Source organism: Macromonas nakdongensis (genome assembly GCF_002837145.1).
GTDB classification, from domain to species: Bacteria; Pseudomonadota; Gammaproteobacteria; order Burkholderiales; family Burkholderiaceae_C; genus Macromonas_B; species Macromonas_B nakdongensis.
Map to the genome: position 1 here is coordinate 1 of NZ_NWMV01000036.1, position 15761 is coordinate 15761.

At 69.3% G+C, this 15761-nt stretch carries 16 protein-coding genes; 9 read left to right on the plus strand and 7 right to left on the minus strand.

Annotation, left to right across the window (positions count from 1 at the left end):
- Positions 1-88 precede the first annotated feature (88 nt).
- Positions 89-1030, minus strand: a complete 942-nt coding sequence (locus CON77_RS06355) for an efflux RND transporter periplasmic adaptor subunit (protein WP_101048294.1) — start codon at positions 1028-1030, stop codon at positions 89-91.
- 58 nt (positions 1031-1088) lie between these two features.
- Complete coding sequence (gene alr, locus CON77_RS06360; RefSeq protein WP_101048295.1) at positions 1089-2258, minus strand: alanine racemase; 1170 nt, start codon at positions 2256-2258, stop codon at positions 1089-1091.
- A 140-nt stretch (positions 2259-2398) separates the two neighbouring features.
- Between alr and lplT the strand changes: the two genes are divergently transcribed.
- Entirely contained in the window at positions 2399-3688 is a 1290-nt protein-coding gene (gene lplT / locus CON77_RS06365) for a lysophospholipid transporter LplT (protein ID WP_101048296.1), read from the plus strand.
- Positions 3689-3718: 30 nt separating this feature from the next.
- Here the strand turns inward: lplT and CON77_RS06370 are convergent, their stop codons facing one another.
- From CON77_RS06370 to CON77_RS06390, 5 genes are read right to left on the minus strand one after another with little or no spacing between them, the layout of a single operon-like run.
- Positions 3719-4465, minus strand: a complete 747-nt coding sequence (locus CON77_RS06370; RefSeq protein WP_101048297.1) for an LrgB family protein — start codon at positions 4463-4465, stop codon at positions 3719-3721.
- Positions 4462-4830 carry a CidA/LrgA family protein gene (locus CON77_RS06375; RefSeq protein ID WP_101048298.1) on the minus strand — a complete coding sequence of 123 codons (369 nt, stop codon included), beginning with the start codon at positions 4828-4830 and terminating at the stop codon, positions 4462-4464. Before CON77_RS06375 ends, CON77_RS06370 begins: the two co-directional genes overlap by 4 nt.
- A 4-nt stretch (positions 4831-4834) precedes the next feature.
- Positions 4835-6088, minus strand: coding sequence for a glycolate oxidase subunit GlcF (glcF, locus tag CON77_RS06380; RefSeq protein WP_101048299.1), 1254 nt, complete (start codon positions 6086-6088; stop codon positions 4835-4837).
- Positions 6089-6101: 13 nt separating this feature from the next.
- Complete coding sequence (glcE, locus tag CON77_RS06385; protein WP_101048300.1) at positions 6102-7280, minus strand: glycolate oxidase subunit GlcE; 1179 nt, start codon at positions 7278-7280, stop codon at positions 6102-6104.
- A gap of 58 nt (positions 7281-7338) precedes the next feature.
- Positions 7339-8283, minus strand: a complete 945-nt coding sequence (locus CON77_RS06390; protein WP_101048301.1) for an SMP-30/gluconolactonase/LRE family protein — start codon at positions 8281-8283, stop codon at positions 7339-7341.
- A gap of 47 nt (positions 8284-8330) precedes the next feature.
- Between CON77_RS06390 and CON77_RS06395 the strand changes: the two genes are divergently transcribed.
- The 8 genes from CON77_RS06395 (at position 8331) to fusA (ending at position 15515) form a co-directional block, all read left to right on the plus strand.
- Entirely contained in the window at positions 8331-8759 is a 429-nt protein-coding gene (locus CON77_RS06395) for a CopD family protein (RefSeq protein WP_101048302.1), read from the plus strand.
- Positions 8760-8768: 9 nt separating this feature from the next.
- On the plus strand, positions 8769-9932 hold the full coding sequence (locus tag CON77_RS06400) for a VanZ family protein (protein WP_369407344.1): 1164 nt from the start codon (positions 8769-8771) through the stop codon (positions 9930-9932).
- Positions 9929-10279, plus strand: coding sequence for a (2Fe-2S) ferredoxin domain-containing protein (locus CON77_RS06405; protein ID WP_101048303.1), 351 nt, complete (start codon positions 9929-9931; stop codon positions 10277-10279). The genes CON77_RS06400 and CON77_RS06405 overlap by 4 nt, the downstream gene beginning before the upstream one ends.
- Before the next feature lie 10 nt (positions 10280-10289).
- Positions 10290-10922: an alpha/beta hydrolase gene (locus CON77_RS06410; protein WP_101048309.1), complete on the plus strand. Its 633-nt coding sequence runs from the start codon at positions 10290-10292 to the stop codon at positions 10920-10922.
- Between the two features lie 53 nt (positions 10923-10975).
- Positions 10976-12166 (plus strand): D-alanyl-D-alanine carboxypeptidase family protein, encoded by a 1191-nt coding sequence (locus CON77_RS06415; RefSeq protein WP_232788427.1) that lies wholly within the window; start codon positions 10976-10978, stop codon positions 12164-12166.
- A 123-nt stretch (positions 12167-12289) separates the two neighbouring features.
- Positions 12290-12667 (plus strand): 30S ribosomal protein S12, encoded by a 378-nt coding sequence (rpsL, locus tag CON77_RS06420; protein WP_101048305.1) that lies wholly within the window; start codon positions 12290-12292, stop codon positions 12665-12667.
- 190 nt (positions 12668-12857) lie between these two features.
- On the plus strand, positions 12858-13328 hold the full coding sequence (gene rpsG, locus CON77_RS06425; RefSeq protein ID WP_101048306.1) for a 30S ribosomal protein S7: 471 nt from the start codon (positions 12858-12860) through the stop codon (positions 13326-13328).
- 84 nt (positions 13329-13412) lie between these two features.
- Positions 13413-15515 carry an elongation factor G gene (fusA, locus tag CON77_RS06430; protein WP_101048307.1) on the plus strand — a complete coding sequence of 701 codons (2103 nt, stop codon included), beginning with the start codon at positions 13413-13415 and terminating at the stop codon, positions 15513-15515.
- The last annotated feature ends 246 nt before the right edge of the window (positions 15516-15761 follow it).

A 15761-nucleotide genomic window follows, 5' to 3' on the forward strand; every position in this document is an offset into this window, starting at 1 on the left:
GTGATGTGGCGCACGCCGGCGAGCGAGGTATTGGGCAGGATGGAGGCACTCACCGGTGGGCTGGCGGTAGCCTTGGCGTCGTTGATGCTCACCCCCACCAGCACACCGCCGGCCGCGGCCTCCGAGGTGGCACGGCCGGCGCGGGCAGCACCAGGCGTTCTTCCTGGCCGGCCACGAAGCGCACCCGCACCTGCTGGCCTGGCAGCAGCTGGGCAGCGTGCGCCGCGGCCAGGTTCAGGCGCCACTCCACCGTTTGCGACACCGGGTCGGCCGCCGGCAGGCGGGTGCGGCTGGCGGGCGCGAACCACTGGCCGTCGGGCAGTTGCACCTCCACCCGTGGGGCTTGGGCCGCCAGGGCGGCGCGCGAGGCCGGCACATGCACCACCGCCCGCAGCACTTGCGGGGCGTACACCGTCAGCACCGGCACGCCCGGTGCGGCCAGGTCGCCGGTTTCGGCGTGGGTGGCGAGCACGAAGCCGTCGTAAGGCGCGGTCAGGCGGGTGTGGCCTTGCGCCAGCCCCGATTGCACGGCACCAGCCCGGGCCTGTGCCGTGCCGGCCTGGGCCGCCTGGAACTGGGTTTCGGCCTGGTCCAGCGCGGCTTGCGACAGAAAGCCCTGGCGCTGCAGTTCGCGCGTGCGCTGCAGCTGGGTCTGCGCTTGCTGCTGCTGGGCCTGGGCCTGCGCCACCCCGGCCTGGGCCTGGACCACGCCGGCCTGCGTCATGCGGTCGTCCACCACCGCCAGCACCTGGCCGGCGCGCACCGCGTCACCGGCTTTGACCAGCAGCTGCGCGATGCGGCCGCTGGCCTGGGCCGACAGCGTGCTCTGCTGCACCGCCTGCAGCGTGCCGTCCAGGGTCAGCCCGGCGCCGACGGGGCGCAGAGCGACCTCGGCCACGGGGATTTGGGGGGCCGCCGGGCCGCTGGCGGGGGGGGCGGCGTGCGTGGCGCAGGCCCAGCCCAGACTGGCCGCGACCCAGAAGGCGCGAGCATGCGGGCGTGGACGGGGTGGGGACTGGACGGGGGGCATGGACGGTCTCCGGGCAATGCGCCAGTATAAATGAATACCCCTTGGAGTACCAGGAGGATCAGGTCTCTCCGTGGTCCACGGCGAACGGCACCCGGGGCGCCACGGCGCACATCAGTTCGTAGCTCAGGGTGCCGGCGGCCTGGGCCACTTCGTCGATGGGCAACACCGTACCACGGGCGCTGCGGCCCCACAACACCACCTCGTCGCCCAGGGCACAGGGGCCGTGGGCGGCCTCCACCGGGGTCAGGTCCACCGCCAGCATGTCCATGCTGACGCGGCCCACCAGCCGGGTGCGCACCCCGTTCACCAGCACCGGGGCGCCGTGTTCGGTACTGCCGGGGGCATGTCGGGGGTAGCCGTCGGCGTAACCGCAGGCCACCACGCCGACGTGCAGCGGCGCAGCGGCCACGTAGGTGGAGCCGTAGCCCACGCTCTCGCCCTGGGCCACCTGCTGGAGGCCGATGAGCCGGCTCGACAGCGTCAGGGTGGGTTGCAGCCCCCAGTCGGCGGCGCGGTGGCTGGGGTGGTCCGGGGCGCTGCCGTAGACCGCGATGCCGGGGCGCACCCAGTCGGCGGCCAGGGCCTGGGCGCTGGCTTCATCGCCCAGGCGCACCGACAGGGCGTGGCGCAGCGTGGCCGCGCTGTTGCACAGGCTGCGCTCGCCGGGCAGGTCGTGCGTGGCTTGCACGAAGGCGGCCACCTGGTGGGCGATGCCGTCGGCGCCCATGCGCAGGCCATCGGCGTCACTGAAGTGGGTCATCAGCGAGATCTCGTCCACCTGGGGCAGGGCGTTGAGCCGGGTCCAGGCGGCGCGGAAGGCTTCGGGCCGGAAACCCAGGCGGTTCATGCCGGAGTTCATTTTCAGGAACACGCGGTGCGGGGTCTGCGTTTTGTGGCGGCTGAGCCAGTCGATCTGTTCTTCGCAGTGCACCGCGTGCCACAGGTTCAGGCGCGAGCACAGCTCCAGGTCGCGAGGCTCGAAGCAGCCTTCGAGCAGCAGGATGGGGCCGCGCCAGTCCAGGGCGCGCAGGCGTTCGGCCTCGGCCAGGTCGAGCAGGGCAAAGCCGTCGGCGCCGCGCAGGGCGTCGAACACGCGTTCGATGCCGTGGCCGTAGGCGTTGGCCTTGACCACCGCCCAGACCCGGGTGTCGGGGGCGGCGGCCCGGGCGCGGGCCAGGTTGTGGCGCAGGGCCGGGGCGTGGACGGTGGCGAGGATCGGGCGTGGCATGGTGGCGTGTCGGAGCGGTGGGTGTGGAGGCTGGCCGTGCTATAACCCGCGCATCGCTGGAGACGCCGCGGCCTGCACTGGCCGCCACTGTTGCACAAAAACCGCCTGCCCCACGCTGTTACGTACCCAAATTCATGGCCATGAAGCGCGGTTTCTACACCATCATGACGGCGCAGTTCTTCAGTTCCCTGGCCGACAACGCCTTGTTCGTCGTGGCCGTGGAACTGCTGCGCACCCGGGGCGCCCCGGAGTGGCAAAGTGCCGCTCTGGTGCCCATGTTTGCCCTTTTTTACGTGGTGTTGGCGCCTTTTGTGGGGGCGTTTGCCGACGCTCGGCCCAAAGGTCAGGTCATGTTCGTCAGCAACGCGATCAAGGTGCTGGGCTGTCTGCTGATGCTCACCAGCCTGCACCCCCTGCTGGCCTACGCCATCGTCGGGCTGGGCGCGGCGGCCTATTCGCCGGCCAAGTACGGCATCCTCACCGAGTTGCTGCCGCCTTCGCAACTGGTCAAGGCCAACGGCTGGATCGAGGGGCTGACCATCGCCTCCATCATCCTGGGCGTGGTGCTGGGCGGGCAGCTGGTGGGGCCGCTGGTGTCCGGGCACCTGCTGGCCTGGGAGTCGAAGTTGCCGGGCGTGGGCCTGGGCATCGGCACCCCGGCCGAGGCCGCCATCGCCCTGCTGGTGCTGGTCTACGGCGTGGCGGCCTGGTTCAACACCCGCATCCCGCGCACCGGCGCCGCCTTGCGCCACATGCCGCGCAACGCGCTGGCCTTGCTGCCCGATTTCTGGATCTGCAACACCCGCCTGTGGCGCGACCGCCTGGGCCAGATTTCCCTGTCCACCACCACCCTGTTCTGGGGCGTCAGCGGCAACCTGCGCTACATCGTGCTGGCCTGGGCCGCGGCGGCCCTGGGGTACAGCACCACCCAGGCCTCGTCGCTGGTCGGCGTGGTGGCCATTGGCACCGCGGTGGGCGCGGTGGTGGCCTCGCTGCGCATGCGCCTGGAACACGCCACCGGCGTCATGCCGCTGGGCATCGCCATGGGCCTGTTGGTGGTGTTCATGAACTTCATCGACAACGTCTGGGTCGCGGCCCCGTTCCTCATCGCCTTGGGGGCGCTCGGCGGTTTCCTGGTGGTGCCGATGAACGCCCTGCTGCAGCACCGCGGCCACAACCTGATGGGTGCCGGGCGCTCGATCGCGGTGCAGAACTTCAACGAACAGGCCTGTATCCTGTTCCTGGGCTTCCTCTACAGCTTTTCCACCGGCATGGGCCTGTCGGCGTTCGGGGCCATCACCGGATTCGGGGTGTTCGTCGCCGGGGCCATGTGGCTGATCCTGCGTTGGCACCGGCGCAACCAGCGCGACCACGCGCACGAACTGGAACGCCTGCTGGAGATCGCCCGCCGCGACGACCTGCACGGTTGAGGTGGCGGCGCGGTTCGCGCCTAGGGGCGTTCAGCCCAGGGCGCGCAGCACCGGGGCCAGCAGCCAGGGCAGCGCCAGGGCACTGAACAAGGCGGTCAGGCCCATGGCCAGGCCGGCAAAGGCGCCGCTTTCTTCGCTCACCTGAAACGCCCGCGCCGTGCCGATGCCGTGGGCCGCGGTGCCCAGGGCCAGGCCGCGCACCATCGGGTCGTGGATGCGCAGCAGGTCGAACAGCACGCGCGCGCTGGCCGCGCCGACCACGCCGGTGCAAACCACCAGCACCGCGGTCAGCGAGGGCAGCCCGCCGAGCGGTTCGGCGATGCCCATGGCCACGGGCGAGGTGACCGATTTGGGGGCGAGTGAGGCCAGCGTGGCGCGCGAAGCCCCGAGCAGGTGGGCCAGCCCGACCGCACTGAACGTGCCGGCCAGGGTGCCGGCCACCAGGCCGCCCAGCAGCGGCCACCAGACCCGGCGCAAACGGCCCCATTGTTCGTACAGCGGCACCGCCAGGGCCACGGTGGCCGGACCGAGCAGGAAGTGCACGAACTGAGCGCCTTCAAAGTAGGTGCCGTAGGGCGTGCCGGTGGCCCAGAGCAAGGCCCCCAGCAGCACGATGGACAACGCCACCGGGTTGGCCAGCGGGTGCTGGCGCACCGCGGCCGACAGGCGGTAGGCCAGGCCGTAGACCAGCAGCGTCAGTGTCAGGCCCAGCAGCGGCGTGGTCGAGAGGTATACCCAGATCTCGGCCAGGCTGGGGGCGTCGTGTGGGGGGCTCATGTGCCGTCCTGCGGCGCTTTGGCGCCGGCGTGGCGGCGCAGCAGCCAGACGGTGGTGAGTGCGGCCGTGGCCATGCCGATCCAGGTGCTCAGCACCAGCGCCACGCCGATGGCCCAGGCCTCGTCACCCAGGCGCTGCAGGTGCAGCATCACGCCCACGCCGGCGGGCACGAACAGCAGCGACAGGTGCTGCAGCAGGCCTTTGGCGGTGTCGCGCAGCGCCTGCAGCCAGACCGGGCGCAGCAGCAGGGCCAGCAACAGCAGCGCCATGCCCAGCACCGGGCCGGGCACCGGCCAGGCCAGCCAGCGCACCACCGCTTCGCCCAGCAGTTGCAGGCTCAGCAGGGCGGCCAGGGCGTTGAGCACGGTGTCAGGGCCTGGCCGGCGGACGCAGCGCCGCGTCCAGCACCTCCACCCAGTGTTTCACCGGGGTGTCGGTGCCGCTTTGCAGGTGGCCGATGCAGCCGATGTTGGCCGAGACGATGGTGTCCGCCGCCAGTTCGTCCAGGTGGCCGAGCTTGCGGTCGCGCAACTGGGTGGACAGGCCGGGGTTGAGCACCGAATAGGTGCCGGCCGAGCCGCAGCACAGGTGCGCTTCGTTGCGCGCCACCTGCACCGCAAAGCCCAGCGCACCCAGGTGCTCCTCTACCCCGCCGCGCAGACGCTGGCCGTGCTGCAGGGTGCAGGGCGGGTGGAAGGCCAGGCGCTGCCCGTGGGCGCCGGGCGCCAGTTGCCCTTGCAGGGCCGGCACCAGGGTGGGCAGCAGCTCGCTCAGGTCCCGGGTCAGGGCGCTGACGCGGGCGGCCTTCTCGGCGTAGGCCGGGTCGTGCCGCAGCAGGTGCCCGTAGTCCTTCACCGTCACGCCGCAGCCCGAGGCGTTCATCACGATCGCCTCCGCCGGCTGCGTGCTGGCTGGGTCGATGTGGGGCCACCAGGCGTCGATGTTGGCGCGCATCTGCGCCAGCCCGCCGACCTGGTCGTTCAGGTGGAACTTGACCGCGCCGCAGCAGCCGGCCTGGGGCGCCACCACGGTCTGCACGCCGGCCGCGTCCAGCACCCGCGCCGTGGCGTGGTTGATGTTGGGCATCATCGCCGGTTGCACGCAGCCTTCGAGCATCAGCACGCGCCGGGCGTGGGTGCGGCTGGGCCAGGGGCCGGGGTCCTGCTTGGGCGGTACCTTGGCCTGCCAGGCCTCGGGCAGCAGCCCGCGCACCGCCTGGCCCACCCGCATCGCGGGACCGAACAGGGGCGAGGGCAGGCCTTCCTTCAGCAGCCAGCGCACCGCGCGTTCGGCCGCTGGGCGTTCCACCTTGGCGTCCACCACCTTGCGGCCGATGTCGACCAGGTGGCCGTAGTCCACCCCGCTGGGGCAGGTCGATTCGCAGTTGCGGCAGGTCAGGCAGCGGTCCAGGTGCTGCTGGGTCTTGCGTGTGGGTGTCTGGCCTTCCAGCACCTGTTTGATCAGGTAGATGCGCCCGCGCGGACCGTCCAGTTCGTCACCCAGCAGCTGGTAAGTGGGGCAGGTGGCGGTGCAGAAGCCGCAGTGCACGCACTTGCGCAGGATGGCTTCGGCCGCCTGGCCGTCGGGCGTGCCTTGGAATTCGGGCGCGAGTTGGGTTTGCATGTCGTTCCTCGGCTCAGAGGCCAAAGCCCCAGCGGCCGGGGTTGAACACGCCGGCCGGGTCGAATTCGCGTTTCAGGCGTTGCTGAATGGCCAGCAGCGCCGCGTCGGGGGGGGTGAAGCGGTCGCCCGCCTGGGCGTGCGCCGCCGGGGCGCGGAACAGGGTGGCGTGGCCACCGGCCTGCCGCGCGAGGGTGCGCAAGGAGTCGCGCGCGGCCAGTGGGGCCCAGACCCAGCGTTGGCCGCCGTGCCATTCCACCAGCGCCGGGCCGGGCAGGTCCAGCACGGGCGTGGTGGGCGCCACCGACAGGCGCCACAAGCCGTGTTCGGACGACGGTGCCTGGGCGAAAAAGGGCAGGGTGTGTTCGCCGCAGGCGCGCCAGTCGGCGGCGCTGCGCGCGGTGTCCTGGCGCTCGCCCGGGGCATCGGCCAGCATGCGCGTGCACGCGGCGTCCACCGCCGCCACGGCCCCGCGCAGGCGCACGAACAGCAGCGGCCGGGCGGGGGCCTCGGTGTCGTCCAGCACCCAGCAGCTGGCGTTCAAGGGCAGGGGCTGGCCGCGCCAGCGGGCCAGTTGCGCCAGGGCCACGTCCTGCGGCATTTCGAAGCTCAGGGTGGCTTCGGCCGGCGCCACCGGCAGCACCTTGAGCGACACCTCGGTGAGCACACCCAGGCTGCCCAGGCTGCCCGCGAGCAGGCGGCTGAGGTCGTAGCCGGCCACGTTCTTCATCACCTGGCCGCCGAAAGTGAGGTGTTCGCCCCGGCCGTTGAGCAGTCGGGCGCCCAGGATGTAGTCGCGCACCGCGCCGACGCTGGCACGGGCCGGGCCGCTCAGGCCGGTGGCCACCGCCCCGCCGACCGTAGCGCCGGGTCCGAAGTGCGGGGGTTCGAAGGCCAGGCATTGGCCGCGTTCGGCCAGCGCCGTTTCCACTTCGGTCAGGGGGGTGCCGGCGCGCGCGGTCAGCACCAGTTCGGTCGGCTCGTAGGCGACGATGCCGGCGTGGGGGCGGGTGTCCAGCGGAGCCAGACCGCTGGCCAGGGGCTCGCCGTAGAACGCCTTGCTGCCGCCGCCGCCCACGCGCAAGGCCATGCCGTCGGTGGCGGCGGCGCGGATCTGGTCGGCCCAGCGGGCCACGGCGGGTTCCGTGCCGACCCCGGGGGTGGCCACGGCAGAGGAGGGGTGTGCTGCAGGCATGGCCGCAATGTTAGCGGCGGCCCCATCCGGCCAGCGTGAATTTTTTTAACGCGCCACTTCAGTCCCAGTACAGGTTGACGGGCAGGCCGGGGGTGTCCACCCGCAGCGTGTGCACCGCGCCGCTGTCGGGCCAGCGGGCCAGTTCGGCCGGGCTGCGCTGGAGGCGGGCGCTGGTCAGGTACAGGGTGCGCAAGTCCGGGTCGCCGAAGCACAGCGCCGTCGGACATTGCACCGGGGTGGGGTGGCGCGCCAGCACCTCGCCCTGGGGGCTCAGGCACAGCACCTGGGCCCCTTCGTGCATCGCCACCCAGTAGCGCCCGGCCTGGTCCACCGCCGCGCCGCTGGGGCGCCCGGCGTAGCCGCCCGGGGTGTCGAACGACCAATCCGCGGGCCGCGGGGCAAAGTGGCCCAGCGGCATGGGCACGCCCAGTTGCGGCGGCCATTGGCCGGGGTTGGACATGGCGTGGGTGCTGACCTGGTGCCGGCTGCTGTCGGTCCAGTACAGCCGCTTGCCATCGGGCGACCAGGCCAGTCCGTCGCAGGACAGCAGCCCGCGTTCCACCGCACGCAGTTCGGGTTGGTTTTTGACGCGGGTGTGCAGGCAGTACAAGGCCCCTTCGGCCCGGTCCTGGGCGTCCACGTGGGTGCCGACCCAGAAACGGCCCCAGGGATCGCAGCGGCCGCCGGCAAAGCGCTGGCGGGCCGGGTCGTGGGGGGCGGCGGCGATCTGGCGTGGCAGGTCGTTCCAGTGGCCCAGGTGGTAGATGCCGTCGCGCAGGGCCAGCAGCAAGCCGCCGCTGCGGCAGGGGGCCACGCTGCCCGGGGTTTGCGGCAGGTCGATGTGTTCGGCCTGGCCGCTGCGCGGGTGCAGCCGCCACAGCCGCATCAGGGCCACGTCCACCCAGTACAGGCGCTCTTCCCGGGCGTGCCAGAAGGGCGAATCGCCCTGGGCGCAGAGGGTGTCGTGGGCCCGTTGCCAGGCGGGTGCGGTGGGGGCGCTCATGGGATGGTCCTCCTGCGGGAAATCGTGGTTTGGCTACACTCTGTCACATGCTCTGGGTCAAGTCGTTCCACATCGTTTTCGTCGCCAGCTGGTTCGCCGGTCTGTTCTACCTGCCGCGCATCTTCGTGAACCTGGCCATGGTCCAGCCCGGCAGCGAGGCCGAACGCCAGCGCCTGCTGCTGATGGCGCGCAAGCTCATGCGCTTCATGACCCTGCTGGCCGTGCCCGCCCTGGCCCTGGGCCTGTGGCTGTGGCTGGGCTACGGCGTCGGCCGTGGTCCGGGCAACGGCTGGCTGCACGCCAAGCTGCTGGTGGTGGCCCTGCTGCTGGGCTACCACCACGCCTGTGGCCGCCTGCTGCGCCGTTTCGAGCGTGGCGACAACGCCCACCACCACGTCTGGTACCGCTGGTTCAACGAAGCTCCGGTCCTCATGATGATCGTGGCCGTGGTCCTGGTGGTTGTCAAGCCCTTCTGAGGCGGGGGCGTGTCGGCGTTCGCTGTCCGCCGTCCACGCCCGTCCGAGCCAGTGGGTGCCGACGGTCGGCGCCTGTCGCTGGCCTGGCCGGTGGCCCTGGCCTATGCCGTGCTGGTGGTCTACGCCAGCCTGTTTCCGTTCACCGGCTGGCGCCTGCAGGGCATTGCGCCCTGGTCTTTCCTGCTGGCGCCCTGGCCCCAGTACTGGACCGGCTTCGACATCGCGGCCAACCTCTTGGGTTACGTCCCCCTGGGCCTCTTGCTCACCCTGGCCGTGGCGCGCACGGGGCGGGGCCGCGGGGCCTGGCTGCTCGGGACCCTGGGGCCGGTGTGCCTGTCCTTGGCGCTGGAGTCGGTACAGAGTTACCTGACGCAGCGGGTGCCCTCGCAGGTGGACTGGGGCCTCAACAGCCTGGGCGCGGCCCTGGGCGCGGTGTTGGCCCTGCTCCTGCTGCGCTGGCGCGTGCTCGGGCCGTGGGTGCAGTTCCGCCAGGCCTGTTTCGTGCCCGACACCCGGGGGGCGCTGGTGCTGTTGCTGACCTGGCCGCTGGCGGTCCTCTACCCCACGTCGGTGCCCTTCGGTCTGGGCCAGGCGTGGCAGCGGCTGGAGGTGGCACTGGTCCAGCTGACCGAGGGCTCGGCCCTGCAGGGGTGGTTGCCCCAGGCCGCGCCCTCCTTGCCGCTGAGTCCCCTGGCCGAAGCGCTGGTGGTGGCCCTGTGCGTCTGGGCGCCGGTGCTGCTGGGCTATGCGGTGCTGCGGCGCCCTGGGCAGCGTTTTGTGTTTGCGTTGCTGTTCGGGGTGGTGCTTCTGTCCGCTGGCGTGTTGTCGGCCAGCCTGACGTTCGGGCCGGTTCACGCCTGGGCCTGGCTCACGCCGCCGGCGTCGCTGGGCCTGGTGGTGGCCGCGGCCATGTCCCTGTTCGGGCTGGCCCTGGGGCACCGCACGGCCGCGGTGTTGTCGCTGCTGGCCTGGAGCTTTGCCCTGGGCCTGCTCAACCGGGCGCCGGAAACGGCGTACTTTGCCCAGTCCCTGGAAACCTGGGAGCAGGGGCGCTTCATCCGGTTTCATGGTCTGTCGCAGTGGCTGGGCTGGCTGTGGCCCTACGCCGCCTTGTGGGTGGGGGTGCGCCTGGCCTTGCGCCCCCGGGGCGCCCACTACAATGCCACGCCATGAGTGAGCCCCAATCCGCCGCCCCTTCTTATTACCAGCGGCACATCTTTTTCTGCCTGAACCAGCGCGCCAACGGCGAAGCCTGCTGCGCCGACCACGGGGCCCAGGCGGCCTTCGACCGTTGCAAGCAGCAGGTCAAGGCCTTGGGTCTGGCCGGTCCCGGTCAGGTGCGCGTCAACAAGGCCGGCTGTCTGGACCGTTGCGCCGGCGGGCCGGTGGCCGTGGTCTACCCCGAGGCGGTCTGGTACAGCTTCGTCGACCAGGCCGACATCGACGAGATCGTCACCTCGCACCTGCGCGACGGGGTGGTCGTCGAGCGCCTGCTGACCCCGCCCGGCGTCGGCCGCTGAGGCCGTGGCCGTGAACGCGCAGACCGAATCCCTGCTGATCGACGGCCCCAGCGGTGCCCTGGAGTTGGCGATCGACCGCCCGGCCCAGGCCCGCGCCGAAGGCGGAGTGGCGGTCATCGCCCACCCCCACCCCCTGTTCGGCGGCACCCTGCAGAACAAGGTGGTGCAGACCCTGGCCCGGGCCTACGTGCAGGCCGGCTGGACGGCGCTGCGCTTCAACTTCCGCGGCGTCGGCCGCAGCGCCGGGGTGCACGACCACGGCGTGGGCGAGACCGAGGACCTGCTCGCCGCCGTGGCGGCCCAGGCGCCCGCGGGGCCGCTGGCCCTGGCCGGCTTTTCCTTCGGCGCTTTCGTCACCTGCCAGGCCGCGGTGCGGCTGCAGCCGGCGCGCGCCCTGCATTCGCTGGTGCTGGTCGGCACGGCGGCCAGCCGTTTTGCCGTGCCGGCCTTGCCCGAGGAACTTCACGACCGCACCCTGGTCGTTCACGGGGAGCAGGACGACACCGTGGCCCTCTCGGCCGTGCTCGATTGGGCCCGGCCCCAGGCCTTGCCCGTCACCGTCATCCCCGGTGTCGAGCATTTTTTCCACGGCCGCCTGCCCCTGCTCAAAGCCTTGACCCTGCGCCACCTGCGCGCCGCCTGAGCCGCCCTGCGCGCCGGTCCGGCGTTTCTTCACCGTCAAAACTGGACTTTCACGTGTTTGCCCTTCCCCTTTCTGTGCGCCCCTGGTCGGCCGGCTTGGTGCTGACCCTGGCCGCGGCCCTGCCCGCCGTGGCGCAAACCCCGGCGGCGCCCGAGGTGGCCGCCCGCGCCTTCCTGGTGTACGACGTGACCAGCCAGCAGGTGCTGGCCGCCAAGGATCCGGACATGGCGGTCGAGCCGGCCTCGCTGACCAAACTCATGACGGCCTACCTGGTGTTCGACGCCCTGCGTGCCAAAAAGATCGCCCTGGACCAGACCTTCCCCGTGAGCGAGCGCGCCTGGAAGATGCCGGGCTCGCGCATGTTCATCGATCCCAAGATGCAGGTGCCGGTCGAGGACTTGCTCAAAGGCATGATCGTGCAGTCCGGCAACGACGCCACCGTGGCCCTGGCCGAAGGCGTGGGTGGCACGGTCGAGCGTTTCGTCGAACTCATGAACCAGCAGGCCAAGGCCCTGGGCATGAGCAAGACCGGCTTCCGCAACCCCGAGGGTCTGACCGCACCCGGCCACACCACCACCGCACGCGACCTCTCGGTGCTGGCCACCCGTCTGCTGAAGGACTTTCCGCAGTACGTCGGCTACTACGCCATCCAGCGTTACCGCTACCCCGGCACGCCCGCGGCCAACGACACCAACCGCAACCTGTTGCTGTTCCGCGATCCCACGGTCGATGGCCTCAAGACCGGCCACACCGACGCCGCCGGCTACTGTCTGGTGGCCACTGCACGCCGCCAGTTTCCGGGCCTGGGTGAGGGGGCCAACGGCCAACGCCGCCTGATCAGCGTGGTGCTGGGGGCCGCCAACGAGAACGCCCGTGCCGCCGAAAGCCAGAAGCTGCTGAACTGGGGCTTTTCCGCTTACCAGGCGGTCCGGCTGTTCGCGCCGGGTCAGGCCGTGGCCACGCCCGAAGTCTGGAAAGGCCGGGCCTCCACGGTGTCGATCGGCCGGCCCGAGGGCGTCGTCGTCAGTGTGCCGGCGGGCCAGGCCAGCGGCCTGCGTACCGAGGTGCTGCGCACCGACCCGCTCGTCGCGCCGCTGCAGCAGGGCCAGCCGCTGGGCACCCTGCGCGTCAAGACGGCCGCCGGCGAGGTGGTCGCCGAAACCCCGCTGTTCGTGCTGCAGACGGTGGAAGAAGCCGGTCTGCTTGGCCGCCTTTGGGGCGCCATCCGCCTCTGGATCAAGTGAGGCCGGCCCCCGTGGAGGGCGGCCAGGCGTTGCGCTCCCAGGGGCTTCGTGCTACAGTGGCGGGCTTTTCGGAAAATTCCGAAGGGATTTCTGTTTTTATTTCAAACGTTTAGGGACGTTTCAATGCCAACCATCAACCAACTCGTGCGCCAAGGCCGGACGGTCGAAAAGATCAAGTCCAAGAGCCCGGCCATGGAAAACTGCCCCCAGCGTCGTGGCGTGTGCACCCGCGTGTACACCACGACCCCCAAGAAGCCGAACTCCGCGCTGCGTAAGGTCGCCAAGGTGCGCCTGACCAACGGCTTCGAAGTCATTTCCTACATCGGCGGTGAAGGCCACAACCTGCAGGAACACAGCGTGGTGCTGGTTCGCGGCGGTCGTGTGAAAGACTTGCCCGGTGTGCGTTACCACATCGTCCGCGGTTCGCTGGACCTGCAAGGCGTGAAAGACCGCAAGCAGTCCCGTTCCAAGTACGGTGCCAAGCGTCCCAAGAAGGCCTAATTGCCCCCTGGTTCGCCGGATGCGGCTGTCATGCCGTGTTCAAAACAAGGTGCTTGAATGCTTGCTGGCGAGTGTTTGAGCGAAGTGACCCCCGGATGCGCACGGTGCGCATGGGTCGAGTAAGTGAGGGTCCTGTATGGCTCTCGCGGTGCCGCCGGAAGCGGTGCCAACTGAAGCAATGGAGTGAGAAATGCCACGTCGTCGCGAAGTCCCTAAACGTGAAATCCTGCCGGATCCCAAGTTCGGCAATGTCGAGCTGTCCAAATTCATGAACGTCATCATGGAAGGCGGCAAAAAGGCGGTTGCAGAGCGCATCATCTACGGTGCCCTGGAAACCATGGAGAAGAAGACCGGCAAAGACCCGCTGGAACTCTTCACCATCGCCATCAACAACGTCAAACCCTTGGTGGAAGTGAAGTCCCGCCGCGTCGGTGGCGCTAACTACCAGGTGCCTGTCGAAGTGCGTCCGGTGCGTCGCCTGGCCCTGTCCATGCGCTGGATCAAGCAGGCTGCCCGCAAGCGCAGCGAAAAGTCCATGGCCCTGCGTTTGGCCAACGAACTGCTGGAAGCCAACGAAGGCCGTGGTGGCGCCATGAAGCGACGTGACGAAGTGCACCGCATGGCCGAAGCCAACAAGGCCTTCAGCCACTTCCGCTTCTAAGCCGCGCGCTTATCGCATCCCGCAAGGCCCGCAACACTCTCACAAGGGGTGGCGGGCTTTGCCCGTATCTTTCGGAGAATTCTCATGGCACGTTCCACGCCCCTCGCGCGTTACCGCAACATCGGTATCTCGGCCCACATCGACGCCGGCAAGACCACCACCACCGAACGCATCCTGTTCTACACCGGCGTGAACCACAAGATCGGTGAAGTGCACGACGGCGCTGCCACCATGGACTGGATGGAGCAGGAGCAAGAGCGCGGCATCACCATCACCTCGGCGGCCACCACCTGCTTCTGGCGTGGCATGGACAACTCCTTCCCCGAGCACCGCTTCAACATCATCGACACCCCCGGCCACGTGGACTTCACCATCGAGGTGGAGCGCTCCATGCGCGTGCTGGACGGCGCCTGCATGGTGTACTGTGCCGTGGGTGGCGTGCAGCCCCAGTCGGAAACCGTGTGGCGCCAGGCCAACAAGTACAAGGTGCCGCGTCTGGCCTTTGTGAACAAGATGGACCGCACCGGTGCCAACTTCTTCAAGGTCTACGACCAGATGAAGCTGCGCCTCAAGGCCAACCCCGTGCCCATCGTGATCCCCATTGGCGCCGAAGAAGGCTTCAAAGGCGTGGTCGACCTGCGCAAGATGAAGGCCATCATTTGGGACGAAGCGTCCCAGGGCATGAAGTTCACCTTCGAAGAGATCCCCGCCGAGCTGGTCGAGCAGGCCAAGGAATGGCGCGAGAAGATGGTGGAAGCCGCGGCCGAAGCCTCCGAAGAGCTGATGAACAAGTACCTGGAAGAGGGTGAGCTGACCGAGGAGGAAATCACCGCCGGTCTGCGCGCCCGTACCCTGGCCACCGAAATCCAGCCCATGCTGTGCGGCACCGCGTTCAAGAACAAGGGCGTGCAGCGCATGCTCGACGCTGTGATCGAACTGCTGCCTTCCCCGGTGGACATTCCGCCGGTCGCGGGCACCAACGAAGACGAAGAGCCGGCTTCGCGCAAGGCCGACGACGAAGAGAAGCTGTCTGCCCTGGCGTTCAAGCTGATGACCGACCCCTTCGTGGGCCAGTTGACCTTCGTGCGCGTGTACTCCGGCGTCCTGAAGAAGGGCGACACCGTGTACAACGCCGTCAAGGGCAAGAAGGAACGCATCGGCCGTATCGTGCAGATGCACGCCAACAACCGCCAGGAAGTGGAAGAAATCCGCGCCGGCGACATTGCCGCCTGCGTGGGCCTGAAGGAAGTCACCACCGGTGAAACCCTGTGCGACCCGGCCGCCATCATCACCCTGGAACGCATGGTGTTCCCGGAGCCGGTGATCGCCCAGGCCGTGGAGCCCAAGACCAAGACCGACCAGGAAAAGATGGGCATCGCCCTGAACCGCCTGGCCGCCGAAGACCCGTCGTTCCGCGTGCGCACCGACGAAGAATCCGGTCAGACCATCATCGCCGGCATGGGCGAGCTGCACCTGGAGATCATTGTCGACCGCATGAAGCGCGAATTCGGCGTGGAAGCCAACGTCGGCAAGCCGCAGGTGGCCTACCGCGAAACCATCCGTGGCACCGTGAACGAAGCCGAAGGCAAGTTTGTGCGCCAGTCCGGTGGTAAGGGCCAGTACGGCCATGTCGTGCTCAAGATCGAACCGCAGGAAGCCGGCAAGGGCTTCGAGTTCGTCGACGCGATCAAGGGTGGTGTGGTGCCGCGCGAATTCATTCCCGCCGTGGAAAAAGGCGTGGTCGAGGCCCTGACCCAGGGCGTGCTGGCCGGCTACCCGGTGGTGGACGTCAAGGTCACCCTGCACTTCGGTTCCTACCACGACGTGGACTCGAACGAACTGGCGTTCAAGATGGCCGCCATCTTCGGTTTCAAGGAAGGTTGCAAGAAGGCCCAGCCGGTCATTCTGGAACCCATGATGGCCGTCGAAGTGGAAACCCCGGAAGACTACGCCGGCACGGTGATGGGCGACCTGTCCAGCCGCCGCGGCATGGTTCAGGGCATGGAAGACATGGTCGGTGGTGGCAAGGCCATCAAGGCCGAAGTGCCGCTGTCCGAAATGTTCGGTTACTCGACCGCGCTGCGCTCCGCGACGCAAGGCCGCGCCACCTACACGATGGAATTCAAGCACTACTCGGAAGCCCCGCGCAACGTGCAAGAAGCCATCATGGCCGCCCGCGCCAAGTAATTGGTCCACCCCCGCGCCGCGCCCCAAGGGGCGCGTCACCCCCTCAAGGGGACGTTGCCAGCAGACCGGCAAAGCCGGATCTGCGGCAACCCTGGATGAGGTGGTTGGTGTGCGGGACTTTTGTTGTCTTCAGCGCCGTTTAGCGGTGAGTCTGCTGCCCGTGGCAGGCTCTGGCTGGAGACGTTAAACCGACACGGGCTTTGTTCTTTTATTGAGGTAATTGCAATGGCAAAAGAGAAATTCGAG